Below are 14,597 nucleotides of genomic sequence, written 5' to 3' on the forward strand. Positions count from 1 at the left end.
CCATGACATCGGCGGCTGATCAGACCACCACCACCCACGACGGCGAGCGGACGGCGCTGCGCACCTGCCCGCTCTGCGAGGCCACCTGCGGCCTCGAGATCACCCTCCGGCCCGACGACGCGGGCACCGAGCGCGTGGTGCGCATCCGCGGCGACCGCGAGGACGTGTTCAGCAAGGGCTTCATCTGCCCGAAGGGCACCACGCTCGGCCGGCTGCACGACGACCCGGACCGGCTCCGCACGCCGCTCGTGCGCGACGCCAGTGGTCAGCTGGTCGAAGCCACGTGGGGGGACGCCTGGCGCGAGGTCGACGCTCGCCTCGCCCGCTTCGTCGAGCAGCACGGCCGTGAGGCCCTCGGCATCTACCTCGGCAACCCGAACGCCCACAACCTGGGGTCGATGCTCTACAACCGCCACCTCGTGCGCGGCCTCGGCACCAGGGCGGTGTTCTCGGCCAGCACCGTCGACCAGCGCCCGAAGGAGGTGTCGTCGGGCCGGATGTTCGGCGCGGTCTCGATCCCGGTGCCCGACGTCGACCGCACCGACATGCTCGTCGTCCTCGGCGCCAACCCCCTCGCCTCCAACGGCAGCCTCGCGACCGCGCCCGACTGGCCCGGCCGGCTGCGGTCCCTCGTCGAGCGCGGCGGCGAGCTCGTCGTCATCGACCCGCGCCGCACCGAGACCGCCCGCGAGGCCACCGAGTGGCTCGCGATCCGCCCGGGCGCCGACGCCCACCTGCTGGCCGCGATCGCCCAGGTGCTGGCGAGCGAGTCGCTCGTCGACCTCGGCCGGCTCGCCGAGCACGTCGCCGGCCTCGACGAGGCGCTCGCCGCGGTGGCCGACCTCACCCCCGAGGCCGTCGCACCCGTCACCGGGCTCGATCCCGACGTGGTCCGGAGCCTCGCCCGGCGCCTCGCCGCGGCCCCGGCCGCCGCCGTCTACGGGCGCATGGGCACCTCGACGCAGGCGTTCGGCACCGTCGCCAGCTGGCTGGTCGACCTCGTCAACGTGCTCACCGGCAACCTCGACCGACCCGGCGGCGCGATGTTCGCCCGGCCGGCCGCCGGCTCCGCCAACACCAGGGGCGAGCCGGGGCGGGGCCGGGGCCTCGCCATCCACCGGCGGCACTCGCGGGTGCGCCAGCTGCCCGAGACGCTCGGCGAGCTGCCCGTCGCGGTGCTCGCCGAGGAGATCGACACCCCCGGGGAGGGCCAGCTGCGGGGGCTCATCACCGTCGCCGGCAACCCGGTGCTCTCCACGCCGAACAGCGAGCGCCTCGACGCCGCCCTCGCCGGGCTCGACCTGATGATCGCCGTCGACATCTACCTGAACGAGACGACCCGGCACGCCGACGTCGTCCTGCCGGTGCCCTCCGCTCTCCAGAAGTCGCACTACGACGTCGCCCTCTACGGCCTCGCCCTGCGCAACGTCGCCAACTGGTCCGAGCCCGTCCTCCCGCTCGACCCGGGGCAGCCCGACGAGTGGGAGGTCCTCGCCAAGCTCGCGCTCATCGCGCAGGGGGCGGGCGCCGACGCCGACCCCGCCGTGGTCGATGACCTCGCGTGGTCCTCGATGGCCTCGCACGCACCCGACGACGTCGTGGCGGCGATCGATGCGACCGGGCGCCGCGGCCCGGCGCGACTGCTCGACCTCATGCTCCGCACCGGGCCCTACGGGATCTCGCTCGACGACCTCGTCGCCGCGCCCCACGGCATCGACCTCGGCGCGCTCGAACCGCGGATCCCCGAGGTCCTCCGCACCCCGTCGGGGCGCATCGAGCTTGCTCCCGAACCGATCCTCGAGGACCTGGCGCGCCTGCGGGCCACGCTCGACCGGGCGTCCGACCCCGAGCGCATGCTGCTCATCGGGCGCCGCGACCTCCGCAGCAACAACTCCTGGATGCACAACGTCGAGGTGCTCGTGAAGGGCAAGCCGCGCTGCACGCTGCACGTGCACCCCGAGGACGCCCGCCGCCTCGGCCTCGTCGACGGGGGCGAGGTGGAGGTCACCAGCGCCGTCGGCAAGGTCACGATCCCCGCCGAGGTCACCGACGACATCCGGCCCGGGGTGGTCAGCGCGCCCCACGGCTGGGGCCACGACCTCCCCGGCGTGCGGCTCGGCGTGGCCGGTGGGCGGCCCGGCACCAACAGCAACGTCCTCACCGACGACGGCGCCGTCGACGCGGTCACCGGCAACGCGGTGCTCAACGGCATCCCCGTCGAGCTGGCGCCGGCGGGAGCGCCGGCCGTCTAGTCGGTGGCGGGGGGCTTGTAGAGGTCCTTGGTGACCTCGTCGACGAGCTGGGTCCGCGGCGTCGTCCGCACCCGGCCGTCGGCGATCAGCTCCTGCACCGCCGGGACCGGGTCCGGGTCGGAGAAGAAGCGCTGGTCGGCGTGGTCCGCCGGCCGCCCCGTGGCGTCGTCGGTCCACCACGACGCCTCGAGCGCGATGCCGTTCGGGTCGGTGAAGTAGATCGAGCGCATGATCCCGTGGTCGACGACGTCGGTGACCTCGCAGTCGAACGACTTCAGACGGTCGCGGAGCCGCAGCAGCGCCTCCTCGTCGGCCAGGCCGAGCGACAGGTGGTCGAACTGCGCGGCGCGCTCGTAGGGCACGCCGGCGGGCTTGGCGTAGGTCTCGATCGGCTGGTCGCGGTACTCGAAGAACGCGACGCTCATGCCCGGCGCCACCTCGAAGAAGTAGTGGCGGAACGCGTCGGTGGCGATCGTGGTGACGAGCCGGGCGTCGAGGACGCCGTGCCAGAAGCGCACCGTGGCGTCCATGTCGTCGGTGACGAGGGCCAGGTGGTGCACGCCACGCCAGAAGACGGGAGCGGGAGATGTCATGCGCCCAGGCTACGGGGGCGGGGCCCCGACGACGTGCGGTTCAGGACCGTGGGGCGACGGCCTCGGCCAGGTGCGCGGGCATCGGCGCGTACTCGTGGTGGCGTGCGGTGAAGCGGCCACGGGCGCCCGTCAGCGAGCGCAGGTCGACGGCGTAGCGGACCACCTCCGCCGTGGGGACGAGCGCCGTGACGGCGACCTCGCCACCGCCGAGCGGCTCGGTGCCGCTCACCCGCCCGCGCCGGGAGGAGAGGTCGCCCATCACGTCGCCCTGCAGCTCGGTGGGGACAGTGACGACCAGCTCGGACACCGGTTCGAGCAGCACCGGCGACGCGGCCTCCATCGCCTCTCGGAACGCCAGGCGACCCGCGGCACGGAAGCTCATCTCGGACGAGTCGACGGAGTGGGCCTTGCCGTCGACGCACCGGACCCGGACGTCGACGACGGGGTAGCCCCTCAGGACGCCGCCCTCGTCCATCGTGTCCCGCACCCCGCGCTCGACCGCGGGGATGAACTGGCGGGGGATGGCGCCGCCGACCACCTCGTCGACGAACTCGAAGCCGGCGCCACGCTCGCACGGCTCGACGACGAGCGAGGCCACGCCGAACTGGCCGTGACCCCCGGACTGCTTCTTGTAGCGGCCCTCCGCCGACGCCGACGTCGTGATCGTCTCGCGGTACGCGACCTTCACGGGTTCGACGTCGACCCGCACCCCGAACTTGCGCTCCAGGCGCTCGAGGCTGACGTTGAGGTGGGTCTCCCCCGTGCCCCGCAGGAGGGTCTGGTGGGTCTCGTCGTCGTGGTCCAGCCGCAACGTCGGGTCCTCGTCGGCCAGGCGGTGGATCGCGGTGGCCAGCTTGTCCTCGTCGGCCTGCGTGCGGGCGACGACGGCGACGGTGTGCACCGGCTCGGGCCACGCGATCGGGGCGACGTCGACGTCCGTGCCGGGCACCGACAGCACGTCGCCGGTGCGGGTGTCCGCCAGCTTGGCGACCCCGCCGATGTCGCCGGCCACCAGCTCGGCGACCGGGGTCTGCTGGTCCCCCCGCAGGCGGAAGAGGCCGTGGATCCGCTCGTCGCCGCCGCTGCGGGCGTTGCGCAGGTGGTCGTCGTTGCGCACCGTCCCCGACAGGACCTTGAAGATCGAGACCTGACCCACGTAGGGGTCGGCGACCGTCTTGAAGACGAACGCGATCGTCGGGCCGGAGGGGTCGACGGTGATGCCGTCGACCGCCCGGTCGGTCGGCGGCGGCCCGATCTCGCAGAGGTAGTCGCACAGCCGGTCGATGCCGACGCCCGTCGTGGCCGACCCCTCGAGCACCGGGAAGGCGGTCCGCTCCACGATCTCGTGTTCGAGGGTGCGTTCGAGCTCGTCGAGCGCGGGCTCGTCGCCGTCGAGGAACCGCTCGAGCATCGTGTCGTCCCCGACGACGATCGACTCGACGACCTCGTCGTGCACCTGGTGCTCGCGCTCGGCCAGGTCGGCGGGGACCTCCGCCTCGGAGCCCTTGCCCTGGTCGTACAGGTAGGCCTTCTCGGTGAGGACGTCGGCGACGCCGCTGAACCCCGCCTCGGCGCCGATCGGCAGCTCGAGGGGCTCGATGCCCTCACCGAACCGCTCCTTCAGCTGATCGAGCGTGCGGTCGAACGACGCCCGCTCGCGGTCGAGCTTGTTGACGAAGACGAGGACGGGGACGTCCGCCTCGGCGCACAGGCGCCACGCGCTCTCGGTGCCGACCTGCACGCCGTCGACCCCGCTGACGACCAGGACGGCGAGGTCGGCCACACGCAGCGCGGCACGCACCTCGCCCTCGAGGTCGGGGTCGCCCGGCGTGTCGACGAGGTTGAGCAGGTGGCCCTTCCACTCGACCGGGACGACGGAGAGCGCGAGCGACAGCCCGTGGGCCTTCTCCTCGGGGTCGGTGTCGGCGACGGTGGTGCCGTCCTCGACCCGACCGAGGCGACCGATCGCCCCGGCGGCGAGCAGCGCGGCCTCGGTGAGCGAGGTCGTCCCGGCACCGCTGTGACCCACCAGGGCGACGTTGCGGATCCGTTCGGTGGTGGCCATCGTCTCCCCTCGGGTCGGTGTCCCGTGGGCGGAACGTATCCCAGGCGGCTCAGTGCGCGTCGGGGCGCGTGCGGGAGCGGTAGCGACGCACCAGCGCAGCGGTCGACGGGTCGTGCGCCGCGTCGGGATCGACGGTGCTCGCGGGGTCGAGCTCGGGGCCGATCCGGGTGGCGAGCGCCTTGCCCAGCTCGACGCCCCACTGGTCGAACGCGTTGATGCCCCAGACGACCGACTGGGTGAGGACCTTGTGCTCGTAGAGCGCGATGAGCGAGCCCAGCGTGCGGGGGTCGAGCCGGTCGCAGAGGAGCGTGGTCGTCGGGCGGTTGCCCTCGAACACCTTGTGGGGCACGAGCGCCTCGGGCACGCCTTCGGCCCGCACCGCGGCGGCGGTGCGACCTGCCGCGAGCGCCTCGGTCTGCGCGAGCAGGTTGGCGACGAGCAGGTCGTGGTGGTGACCGAGCGGGTGGTTCGGCTCGACGACGCCGATGAAGTCGGCGGGGACGAGCACCGTGCCCTGGTGGAGGAGCTGGAAGAACGCGTGCTGGCCGTTGGTGCCCGGCTCGCCCCACACCACCGGCCCCGTCGACCAGCCGACCCGCTGCCCGTCGAGGGTGACCGACTTGCCGTTGCTCTCCATCTCCAGCTGCTGCAGGTACGCGGGGAAGCGGGACAGCTCCTGCGCGTACGGCAGCACGGCATGGCTCGAGGCGCCGAAGAGGTTGACGTACCAGACCCCGAGGAGGCCCATGAGGACGGGGAGGTTGCGCTCGAACGGCGCGTCCCGCAGGTGCTCGTCGACGGCCCGGAACCCGGCGAGCAGCTCGTCGAAGCCGTCGGGGCCGATGGCGAGCATCACCGAGAGGCCGATCGCGGACCCGACCGAGTAGCGGCCGCCCACCCAGTCCCAGAAGCCGAACATGTTGGCGGGCTCGATGCCGAACTCGACCACCTCCGCCTCGTTGGTGGACAGGGCGAGGAAGTGCCGGGCCACCGCGTCCTCGCCCAGCGCGTCGACGAGCCAGCGCCGCGCGGTGCGGGCGTTGGTGAGCGTCTCGACGGTCGTGAAGGTCTTCGACGCCACGATGAAGAGGGTGGTGGCCGGGTCGAGGTCGCGCAGCGCCCAGTCGATGTCGGCGCCGTCCACGTTCGAGACGAAGCGGTGGATGCGATCGGGATCGGTGCGGGTGCGCAGCGCCTCGACGACCATCGCCGGGCCGAGGTCGGATCCGCCGATGCCGATGTTGACGATCGCCCGGATCGGCTGGCCGGTGGCGCCGCGCCACTCGCCGTCGCGGATGCGCCGGGCCGCGTCGCGCATCCGGTCGAGCACCTCGTGGACGTCGGCGACCACGTCGCGCCCGTCGACCCGGATCACCTCGCCACGCGGCGCACGCAGCGCCACGTGCAGCACCGAGCGTCCCTCGGTGGTGTTGATGGCGTCGCCCCGGAACATGGCGTCGATGCGCTCGCGCAGACCGGCGCGCTCGGCGACCTCGGCGAGCAGCCTCAGCGTGTCGGGCGTCGCGCGGTGCTTCGAGAGGTCGGCGTGGATGCCCGGGAGGTCGAGCGTCATGGCCTCGAGCCGGCCCGGCTCCACCAGCAGGTCACGGAGGTGGCGGGGCGCCACCTCGGCGTGGTGGGCGCGCAGCGCCTCCCACTCCGGGCTCGTGCCGATCGGTGACCTGGGCTCGGTGGCGTCGGGCATGGCGACGAGCCTATGGGCGAGGATGGACGCCCGGAGGACGCGTCGGAACGAGGTCGCAGGTGCCCGTGCAGGTCAGCCCGGAGCGGTTCGACGAGATCGTCGGTGAGGCGCTCGACCTCATCCCCGAGGAGCTCGCGGCCCGCATGGAGAACGTCGCGGTGCTCACCGCCGACGCACCGTCCCCGACCCAACGCCGCGGTCGGACGGGGCGGTCGCTGCTCGGCCTCTACGAGGGAGTGAACCTCACCCGGCGCTCGCCGGTGCGGTACTCGGCGGTCATGCCCGACCGCATCACGATCTTCCGGCTCTCCCACTGCCGGATCGTGCGCGACGAGGACGAGCTGCGGCGGCGGGTGGCCCGCACGGTCGCCCACGAGATCGCCCACCACTTCGGGATCTCCGACGACCGCCTCCGCGAGCTCGGCGCCTACTGAGTGTGCCCACCGGCACGCGCCTAGGGTGCGGGCCATGGACCTCGGGATCGACGGCCGGCGTGCCGCGGTGGCCGCCAGCTCGGCCGGCCTCGGGCTCGGCGTGGCGCGTGCACTCGTGGCTGCCGGCGTGCACGTCGCCATCTGCGGTCGCCACCGCGACCGGGTCGAGTCCGCCGCCGACGACCTGGGCGAGCTCGCCACCCCGCTCGTCGCCGACGTGTCCACCCCCGAGGGCGCCGAGGCGTTCGTCGCCGCGGCCCGCGACGCGCTCGGCGGCATCGACGTCCTCGTGCCGAACGCCGGCGGCCCACCCGCCGGCACGTTCGAGTCGACCCCCCTCAACGCCTACGAGCCTGCGCTCCAGCTCAACCTCATGTCGGTCGTGGCCATGTGCCACGCCGCGGTGCCCGACATGCGGGCCCGCGGCTGGGGCCGCATCGTCGCCATCACGTCGTCGACGGTCCGCCAGCCCGCCCCCAGCCTCATCCTCTCCAACACCGCCCGTGCCGGCGCCACCGCGTTCCTGAAGACGCTCGCCGGCGAGGTGGCGGCCGACGGCATCACCGTCAACAGCGTCCAGCCCGGTCTCCACGCCACCGACCGGATGCGCCAGCTCGGCGTGGACGCCACCACCCGCCCGCCCGACGTCCCCGTCGGGTTCGTCGGCGACCCCGACGACTTCGGTGCGGTGTGCGCGTTCCTGTGCTCGCAGCAGGCGCGCTTCGTCACCGGCGCGGCGATCCCCGTCGACGGGGGCAGCTACAGGGGGCTCCAGTGATCCGCCACTGCGTCCTGCTGCGCATCGCCGAGGGCACCGACCCCGAGGTCGTCGAGCGGATCGTCGAGGCCCTGCGCACCCTCCCGGCTCGCATCCCCTCGATCCGGACCTACGAGGTCGGCGTCGACCTCGGCTGGCGTGACGGCAACGCCGAGATCGGCATCGTCGCCGGCTTCGACGACCAGGAGGGCTGGCGCGCCTACGTCGACCACCCCGACCACGTCGCGGTGATCGAGCAGCACATCGCCCCCGTCGTGACGTCGCGCCAGGCCGTCCAGTTCCAGGTCTGAGGGCACGTGGGCGGGAAGGGTCGAAGGTCCCGCTCGGTGGCCGACGAGGTCCCTGGAGATGTCGCCACGACGGGCGCATCCTTCACGCAGCGAGGAGGTGCGGCATGAGGACGTCGAAGATCATCGCGCTCGTGCTCGGGTCCATCCTGGCGCTCGGCAGCCTCGGGCTCATCGGCGGCGGCGCCGTCCTCGTCTGGGCGCACAACACCCAGCGCGACGTGGACGGCTACTACACGACCGAGACGCACCGCTACGAGACCGACACCTACGCCATCGCGACCCGCCAGATCGACCTCGGCGCCGACCCGGGCGGTCCGAGCTGGAACCCGATCTCGTCGATCGGCACGGCCCGGATCGTGGTCGACCCGGCCGACGGCGGCGAGGTGTTCGTCGGCATCGGGCGCTCGAGGGACGTGCGCGCGTACCTGGACGGGGTCGAGCACGTCACCTTCGAGTCGACGCGACGGGACCCGTTCGTCCCCCGCTACCGCCTGGCGGAGGGCGGCCCCCCGGCGACGCCGCCGGGCGAGGAGGGGTTCTGGGTCGCGTCCGAGGAGGGTGCCGGCACCCAGACGCTGACCTGGGACGTGGAGGGCGGCTCGTACACGGTCGTCGTGATGCGCGCGGACGGGTCGGCCGGGGTGGCGGTCGACGCCAGTGCCGGGCTGGCCACCGGCTGGCTGGGCGTCATCGGCGCCGGCTCGATCGGCCTCGGCCTGGTGCTCGCCGCGGTGTCCCTCGCGCTGCTGCTCATCGGCACGAGCGACGACGAGACCACCGCCACCCAGGCCGCCGCCGGCGTGCGCGCCCCCGTCGGTCCACCTCCGTTCGGTCGGGCCCACCCGGTGTGGCTGGAGGGGCGGCGGGACCCGCAGCTCAGCCGGTGGCTGTGGCTCGTCAAGTGGTTCCTCGCCATCCCCCACCTGATCGTGCTGGCCTTCCTGGGGGCGGCCGCGTTCGGGCTGACGATCGTGGCCGGCGTCGTCATCCTCTTCACCGGTCGCTACCCGACGTCCATCTTCCGGATCGTCGTCGGCATCCTCCGATGGGGCTGGCGGGTCGTCTTCTACGCCTTCGTCCTCGGCACCGACCGCTACCCGCCCTTCACGCTCGACGACGTGCCCGACTACCCGGCCCGGTTCGACGTGGCCGAGCCCCAGCGCATGTCCCAGCCCCTCGTCCTCGTGAAGTGGTGGCTGCTCGCCCTGCCCCACCTGCTGATCGTCGCCGTGTTCGTCGGCGGCTGGACCTTCGGGTTCCCGGGTGGCGCCGACGACGGGCGCATCGTCTTCAGCGGCGGGCTCGTGGGTCTCCTCGCCCTCATCGCCGGCGTCGGGCTGCTCTTCAACGGGCGCTACCCGCCGGGGCTGTTCGACCTCATCATGGGCATGGAGCGGTGGACGGCGCGGGTCCTCGGCTACGTGCTGCTGATGACCGACGACTACCCGCCGTTCCGGCTCGATCCCGGCGGGGAGGAGCCGCCCGCCGGTGGTCGGCGGGCGTCGGACCCCCCGGCTCGGGATCCCGAACCCGATCCGCTGGCGGACTCCGCCACGGAGTGAGCGCCTCGGGCCCCGCCGGGGCCAAGGGTGCACGACGGTGTCACAGGGCTCGGGTACAACTGGTGCATGGCCGCTGACGCCGACGCCCTCGACACCGAACCGATCGACGCCGACAGCGACCTGCGCGCCACCGACCTCGTCCTCTTCGAGGTCGACGGCGCCGGCACCCGCGTGCCCCGCCACCTGTCGCCGTCGTCGGCGACGCTGTTCGAGCAGTGCCCCCGCCGCTGGCGGCTCCGCTACGTCGACCGCGTGCCCGAGCCCGCGGGCGAGCCGGCGGTCATCGGCACCTTCGCCCACCGCGTGCTCGAGCTGCTGCTCGCCGAGGCGCCCGAGCACCGCACGGTCGAGCGGGCCAAGCTGATCGCCCGGGAGGTGTGGCCGGAGACCGAGGCGCACCCCGACTTCCGGGCCCTGGCGCTCGACGCCGCCGGCGCCCGCCGGCTGCGCTGGGCGGCGTGGATCGCCATCGAGGGGCTCTGGCCGCTCGAGGACCCGGCCACGGTGCGCGTGCGCTCCACCGAGCGGCGCATCACCGCCACCATCGGCGGCGTCCCCTTCCTCGGTGTCGTCGACCGCATCGACGAGTGCGCCGACGGCCTCGTCGTCACCGACTACAAGTCCGGTCGCGCCCCGTCCACCCGCTTCCGCGACGCCAAGCTGGCCCAGGTGCTGCTCTACGCCGCGGCCATCGCCGCCGCCGAGGGCGAGGCGCCGACCCGGGCCCGGCTCGTCTACCTCGGGTCGACCATCGTCGAGGCCGACGCCACCCCCGACCGGGTGGACGAGGCCGTGGGCGCCCTCCGCAGCACGTGGGACGACCTCACCGTCGCTGCCGCCCACGACGAGTTCGCCCCCCGGCCGGGCCCCCTCTGCGGCTGGTGCCCGCACGTCGCCACCTGCGCCGAGGGCACCGCCGAGGTGCGCCGCCGCTGGGACCAGGGGCGCATGCGGGCCGACGCGCCGGCCGTCGCCTCGCTCGCAGGGGTGGCCTGACCGCTCGACGTGGGGTTCGGCCCGGCCACCTGACAGCATGTGCCGATGCCGATCGGCGAGGAGGAGTTCCCCGAGGTCCTCGCCCGCGCCCAGCGCGGGGATCGCGCCGCGCTCGAACGGCTCTACCGGGACCTCGCGCCGCTCGTCATCGGCTACCTCCGCACGAACGGCGCCCGCGAGCCCGAGGACCTCGCGAGCGAGGTGTTCGTCGCCGTCGTGCGCAGCCTCGTCGACTTCACGGGCACCGAGCGCAACCTCCGCTCCTGGGTGCTCACGATCGCCCACCGGCGCCTGGTCGACGCCCACCGCCGGCGTGGCCGGCGCCCCGAGGATCCGGTCGAGCCCGAGGATCGCACGCTCACCGACCTCACCGACGGCACGAGCACCGAAGGCGTCGCCCTCGCCGGGCTCGACACCTCGGGCGCCCTCGCGCTCCTCGACGGGCTGACCGAGGACCAGCGGGCCGTGATCACCCTCCGGATCATCGACGACATCCCCATCAAGGACGTCGCGGCGATCCTCGACAAGCCGGTCACGGCGGTGAAGGCGCTCCAGCACCGGGCGCTCGCCACCCTCGCCCGCCGGCTCCGCGAGACCGGCAGTATCCCCGACGACCCCGGGAGCGATAGCTGAGCGATGGGCACGACACCTCGCACCCCGACGCCTGACGGCGCCCCCGAGCCCGAGCCGACGCTCGCGGCCGAGCTCGGCGCGCTCCTCGGCGACGCCGGTGCGGCCGAGGAGGTGCTCGCAGGACTCCGCGAGGCGGCCGTCGAACCGGTCGCCGAGGACGTCGCCGCCCGCCACCTCGCGGCGATGTTCGCCGCCGCCGGTCCCGGCGACGTCGACCTGACCGGCGGTCCCGACGCCGCGGGCGACGACCCCGACGGCGGCGCGGTCATCGACCTCACGGCCCGCCGCAGCAAGCGGGCCGCCGTCGGCGGTGTGATCGCCATCGCCGCCCTCTCCCTCACCGGGGGCCTGGCGGCGGCGGGCACGTTGCCCGCCCCGTTGCAGAACACCGTCGCCCGTGTGGCCGACGCGTTCTCCATCCCCGTCCCCACCGCGGACGAGCGCGACCACGTGGACGTCGACGACGCACCGCCGACCTCCACGTCCGCCGACGACACCTCCACCACCACGCGCCCGGGTCAGTCCGGCGACACGCCGGGCGCGACGGCACCGGGCCGCACAGGTGAGACGCCCGGCCAGTCCGGCGACACGCCGGGCGCCACCGCCCCCGGCCGCACCGGCGACACGCCCGGCCAGTCCGGCGAGACGCCCGGCCAGTCCGGCGACACCCCCGGCCAGAGCGGCAACCCACCCGGCCAGTCCGGCGACGCGCCGGGCCAGAGCGGCGAGGCCCCCGGCCAGTCCGGCTCCACCCCCGGCGCCACCGCACCCGGCCAGACGGGTGGTCCGCCACCCGGCCAGTCGGGCTCGACGCCCGGCGCCACCGCCCCCGGCCAGGGCACTCCTCCCAACCCTCCGACCGGCCCGGACGAGCGTCCGGGCTCCGGCGCGTCCGGCGGCAACCAGGGGACCAACGGCCAGGGCAACGGCAACCAGAGCGGCGGCAACGGCCAGGGCAACGGCAACCAGGGCAACGGCAACCAGGGCAACGGCAACCAGGGCAACGGCAACGGCAACCCCGGGCGACCCTGAACCCCGAGGATTTTCTCGGTCCGCCCGTATCCCCCGGGCCGGCAGCGTCGTTCACTCCCTCGTAGGCGCTCCACGGCGCACAGATCGCATCGGCCAGCGGGAGCGACCACCCTCGCCACCCGCACACCACCGGTCCCGCCGCCGGTCTGGCCGAGCGTTCGGGGGCCCGGTACTCGTGGCGTACCGGGCCCCCGTCTTCTTCCCGGGGCCTTCCCGCCCGCCTGCAGCCGGGGACCGCGGCCCGGCCGGTACCGTGTCGGGCGATGATCCACGGAGGCGCCCGGTGTACGAGCTGATCGCCCGCAACCGCCGGATGAGCTGGTTGCTGCTGGCGGTGTCGTTCGCCTTCCTCGTGCTCGTCGCCGGTGCAGTCAGCGTGTACCTGCAGACCGGCGTCGTCGGCGTGGTGATCGGCGTCGTCGTGGCCTGCGCGATGACCTTCAGCGCCTACTGGTCGTCGGACAAGGTCGCGCTGGCGGCCACGCGGGCCCAGCCGGCCTCGATCGAGCAGTTCGGCCAGCTCCACAACATCGTCGAGGGCCTGTCGATCGCCGCGGGCATCCCCAAGCCTCGCGTCTACGTCGTCGACGATCCGGCACCCAACGCCTTCGCCACCGGCCGGGACCCGGACCACGCGGCCATCGCCGTCACGACGGGCCTGCTCCGTCTGATGAACCGCACCGAGCTCGAGGGCGTCATCGCTCACGAGCTCTCCCACGTGCGCAACTACGACATCCGGGTGAGCACGATCGCGGTCGCCACCGCCGGCGCCATCGCCATCATCGCCGACATCTTCTGGCGGATGATGTGGTTCGGCGGCGCCCGCCGCCGTGGCAACGACAACGGCGGCAACCCCATCGCCCTCATCGGCCTCATCATCGTGATCGTCCTCGCCCCGGTCGCGGCGACGCTCATCAAGGCCGCCGTCAGCCGGCGGCGCGAGGCCCTGGCCGACGCGACTGCGGTCGAGCTGACGCGCTACCCCACCGGGCTCCGCCAGGCGTTGGAGAAGCTCGCCACCAACACCTCGGTCGTCCAGCACACGTCCCACGCCACCGCCCACCTCTGGATCGAGTCGCCGCTCGAGCGGGGTCGCGAGAACCAGAGCTCCAAGCTGAACAGCCTCTTCGACACCCACCCCCCGCTCGCGGAGCGCATCGCCGCCCTGCGCGAGCTCGAGGGCATCGACGCCTGGGACGGATCCGCACCGGACACGCCAGGCGGGCTCGGCGTGGATCTGGGTGGCGTCACCGGCGCCCAGGGCGCGGGCGCCGGCGCGGCGGCGGCACGCGGCCCTCAGGGATCCCCGAACCAGCCGCCACCCGGGTGGTACGACGACCCGGCCGGCCAGCACGGCACGCTCCGCTTCTGGGACGGGAGCACCTGGACCGATCAGGTCCGCCCGGCCTGATCCATGCCGGAGCTGCCCGAGGTCGAGACGATCCGCCGCCAGCTCGAACCCGTCGTGCGGGGCCGCTGGATCGGCGCCGCCGGCGGGCACCCGTCGGGGAAGTTCGCCCCCGCCGTCGACGCGGCCGGCGCCCACGTCGAGGGCGTGCGCCGGCGGGGCAAGTACCTCCTCGTCGACCTGGACGAGGACCGCGAGCTCGTGGTGCACCTGGGCATGACCGGACGGCTCCAGGTCGTCGCCCCGGACAGCACCCCGAGCCCCTACGTCCGGGCCTGGTGGGACCTCGGCCCGTCGCCCGGCGCACCGGCGACCGGTCGGCTCGAGCTCCACGACGTCCGCCGGTTCGGCCGCGTCGCCGTCCTGCCCCGTGGCGACCACGTCAGCCTCCCCACGCTCCACCGCCTCGGTCCCGAGCCCTTCGATCCGGCCTTCACCGGTGACCACCTCTGGCGGGCGCTCCAGGCGAGCCGGGCGGCGGTGAAGACGCAGCTGCTGAGCCAGCGGCCGGTCGCCGGGGTCGGGAACATCTACGCCGACGAGGCGCTGTGGCGCGCCGGCGTGCACCCCGCGGCCCGCCGGGTCGGGCGCGAGCGGGCGGGCGCGCTCCGTGACGAGATCGTCGCCGTGCTCGCCGCGTCGATCGACCGGGGCGGGACCACGCTGCGCGACTACCGCACCGTCGAGGGGGCGACGGGGACGAACCAGCTCCACCTGGAGTGCTACGGACGGGCCGGCGAGCCGTGCCTGCGCTGCGGCGAGCCGCTGCGGCGACTCGTCGTCGACGGCCGGGGGACGACGTGGTGCGGCACGTGCCAGTCGCTCCGCCGGCGTGTTGACAATTCCTGA

13 protein-coding genes are annotated in these 14,597 nt (G+C 74.0%); 10 read left to right on the forward strand and 3 right to left on the reverse strand.

The window, feature by feature from the left end; translation table 11 throughout:
- Nucleotides 1-2 precede the first annotated feature (2 nt).
- The gene (locus GH723_RS14360) at nt 3-2,252 is read left to right on the forward strand and encodes a molybdopterin-dependent oxidoreductase (RefSeq protein WP_153760295.1); all 2,250 of its coding nucleotides are present in this window, start codon (nt 3-5) and stop codon (nt 2,250-2,252) included.
- Here GH723_RS14360 and GH723_RS14365 read toward each other — a convergent pair.
- From GH723_RS14365 to pgi, 3 genes are read right to left on the reverse strand one after another with little or no spacing between them, the layout of a single operon-like run.
- Entirely contained in the window at nt 2,249-2,845 is a 597-nt protein-coding gene (locus GH723_RS14365; protein WP_153760296.1) for a VOC family protein, read from the reverse strand. The genes GH723_RS14360 and GH723_RS14365 overlap by 4 nt on opposite strands.
- A gap of 40 nt (nt 2,846-2,885) precedes the next feature.
- A complete protein-coding gene (fusA, locus tag GH723_RS14370) occupies nt 2,886-4,910 on the reverse strand; it encodes an elongation factor G (RefSeq protein WP_153760297.1) in 2,025 nt (674 codons plus the stop codon).
- 49 nt (nt 4,911-4,959) lie between these two features.
- On the reverse strand, nt 4,960-6,615 hold the full coding sequence (pgi, locus tag GH723_RS14375) for a glucose-6-phosphate isomerase (protein ID WP_153760298.1): 1,656 nt from the start codon (nt 6,613-6,615) through the stop codon (nt 4,960-4,962).
- Between the two features lie 59 nt (nt 6,616-6,674).
- On the opposite strand from pgi, the gene GH723_RS14380 reads away from it, so the two are divergent.
- From GH723_RS14380 to mutM, 9 genes are all read left to right on the forward strand, one after another.
- Nucleotides 6,675-7,049: a metallopeptidase family protein gene (locus tag GH723_RS14380; RefSeq protein ID WP_195210326.1), complete on the forward strand. Its 375-nt coding sequence runs from the start codon at nt 6,675-6,677 to the stop codon at nt 7,047-7,049.
- 34 nt (nt 7,050-7,083) lie between these two features.
- Nucleotides 7,084-7,827, forward strand: coding sequence for an SDR family oxidoreductase (locus GH723_RS14385; protein ID WP_153760299.1), 744 nt, complete (start codon nt 7,084-7,086; stop codon nt 7,825-7,827).
- Nucleotides 7,824-8,117 carry a Dabb family protein gene (locus GH723_RS14390; protein ID WP_195210327.1) on the forward strand — a complete coding sequence of 98 codons (294 nt, stop codon included), beginning with the start codon at nt 7,824-7,826 and terminating at the stop codon, nt 8,115-8,117. Before GH723_RS14385 ends, GH723_RS14390 begins: the two co-directional genes overlap by 4 nt.
- Before the next feature lie 104 nt (nt 8,118-8,221).
- Nucleotides 8,222-9,679 (forward strand): DUF4389 domain-containing protein, encoded by a 1,458-nt coding sequence (locus GH723_RS14395; protein WP_153760301.1) that lies wholly within the window; start codon nt 8,222-8,224, stop codon nt 9,677-9,679.
- A 66-nt stretch (nt 9,680-9,745) separates the two neighbouring features.
- Complete coding sequence (locus GH723_RS14400; RefSeq protein ID WP_153760302.1) at nt 9,746-10,675, forward strand: RecB family exonuclease; 930 nt, start codon at nt 9,746-9,748, stop codon at nt 10,673-10,675.
- 45 nt (nt 10,676-10,720) lie between these two features.
- Nucleotides 10,721-11,308, forward strand: a complete 588-nt coding sequence (locus GH723_RS14405) for an RNA polymerase sigma factor (protein WP_153760303.1) — start codon at nt 10,721-10,723, stop codon at nt 11,306-11,308.
- A 3-nt stretch (nt 11,309-11,311) separates the two neighbouring features.
- On the forward strand, nt 11,312-12,340 hold the full coding sequence (locus GH723_RS14410) for a hypothetical protein (protein WP_153760304.1): 1,029 nt from the start codon (nt 11,312-11,314) through the stop codon (nt 12,338-12,340).
- Nucleotides 12,341-12,623: 283 nt separating this feature from the next.
- Nucleotides 12,624-13,751: a M48 family metalloprotease gene (locus tag GH723_RS14415; RefSeq protein WP_229022848.1), complete on the forward strand. Its 1,128-nt coding sequence runs from the start codon at nt 12,624-12,626 to the stop codon at nt 13,749-13,751.
- Nucleotides 13,752-13,754: 3 nt separating this feature from the next.
- The gene (mutM, locus tag GH723_RS14420; protein WP_153760305.1) at nt 13,755-14,597 is read left to right on the forward strand and encodes a bifunctional DNA-formamidopyrimidine glycosylase/DNA-(apurinic or apyrimidinic site) lyase; all 843 of its coding nucleotides are present in this window, start codon (nt 13,755-13,757) and stop codon (nt 14,595-14,597) included.

Origin of the sequence: Actinomarinicola tropica (genome assembly GCF_009650215.1) — a bacterium.
GTDB lineage: Bacteria > Actinomycetota > Acidimicrobiia > Acidimicrobiales > SKKL01 > Actinomarinicola > Actinomarinicola tropica.

Coding starts and splice junctions, on each gene's coding strand:
- GH723_RS14360 (WP_153760295.1), top strand. CDS start 3: ATGACATCGGCGGCTGATCAGACCACCACCACCCACGACGGCGAGCGG.
- GH723_RS14365 (WP_153760296.1), bottom strand. CDS start 2,845: ATGACATCTCCCGCTCCCGTCTTCTGGCGTGGCGTGCACCACCTGGCC.
- fusA (WP_153760297.1), bottom strand. CDS start 4,910: ATGGCCACCACCGAACGGATCCGCAACGTCGCCCTGGTGGGTCACAGC.
- pgi (WP_153760298.1), bottom strand. CDS start 6,615: ATGCCCGACGCCACCGAGCCCAGGTCACCGATCGGCACGAGCCCGGAG.
- GH723_RS14385 (WP_153760299.1), top strand. CDS start 7,084: ATGGACCTCGGGATCGACGGCCGGCGTGCCGCGGTGGCCGCCAGCTCG.
- GH723_RS14395 (WP_153760301.1), top strand. CDS start 8,222: ATGAGGACGTCGAAGATCATCGCGCTCGTGCTCGGGTCCATCCTGGCG.
- GH723_RS14400 (WP_153760302.1), top strand. CDS start 9,746: ATGGCCGCTGACGCCGACGCCCTCGACACCGAACCGATCGACGCCGAC.
- GH723_RS14405 (WP_153760303.1), top strand. CDS start 10,721: ATGCCGATCGGCGAGGAGGAGTTCCCCGAGGTCCTCGCCCGCGCCCAG.
- GH723_RS14410 (WP_153760304.1), top strand. CDS start 11,312: ATGGGCACGACACCTCGCACCCCGACGCCTGACGGCGCCCCCGAGCCC.
- mutM (WP_153760305.1), top strand. CDS start 13,755: ATGCCGGAGCTGCCCGAGGTCGAGACGATCCGCCGCCAGCTCGAACCC.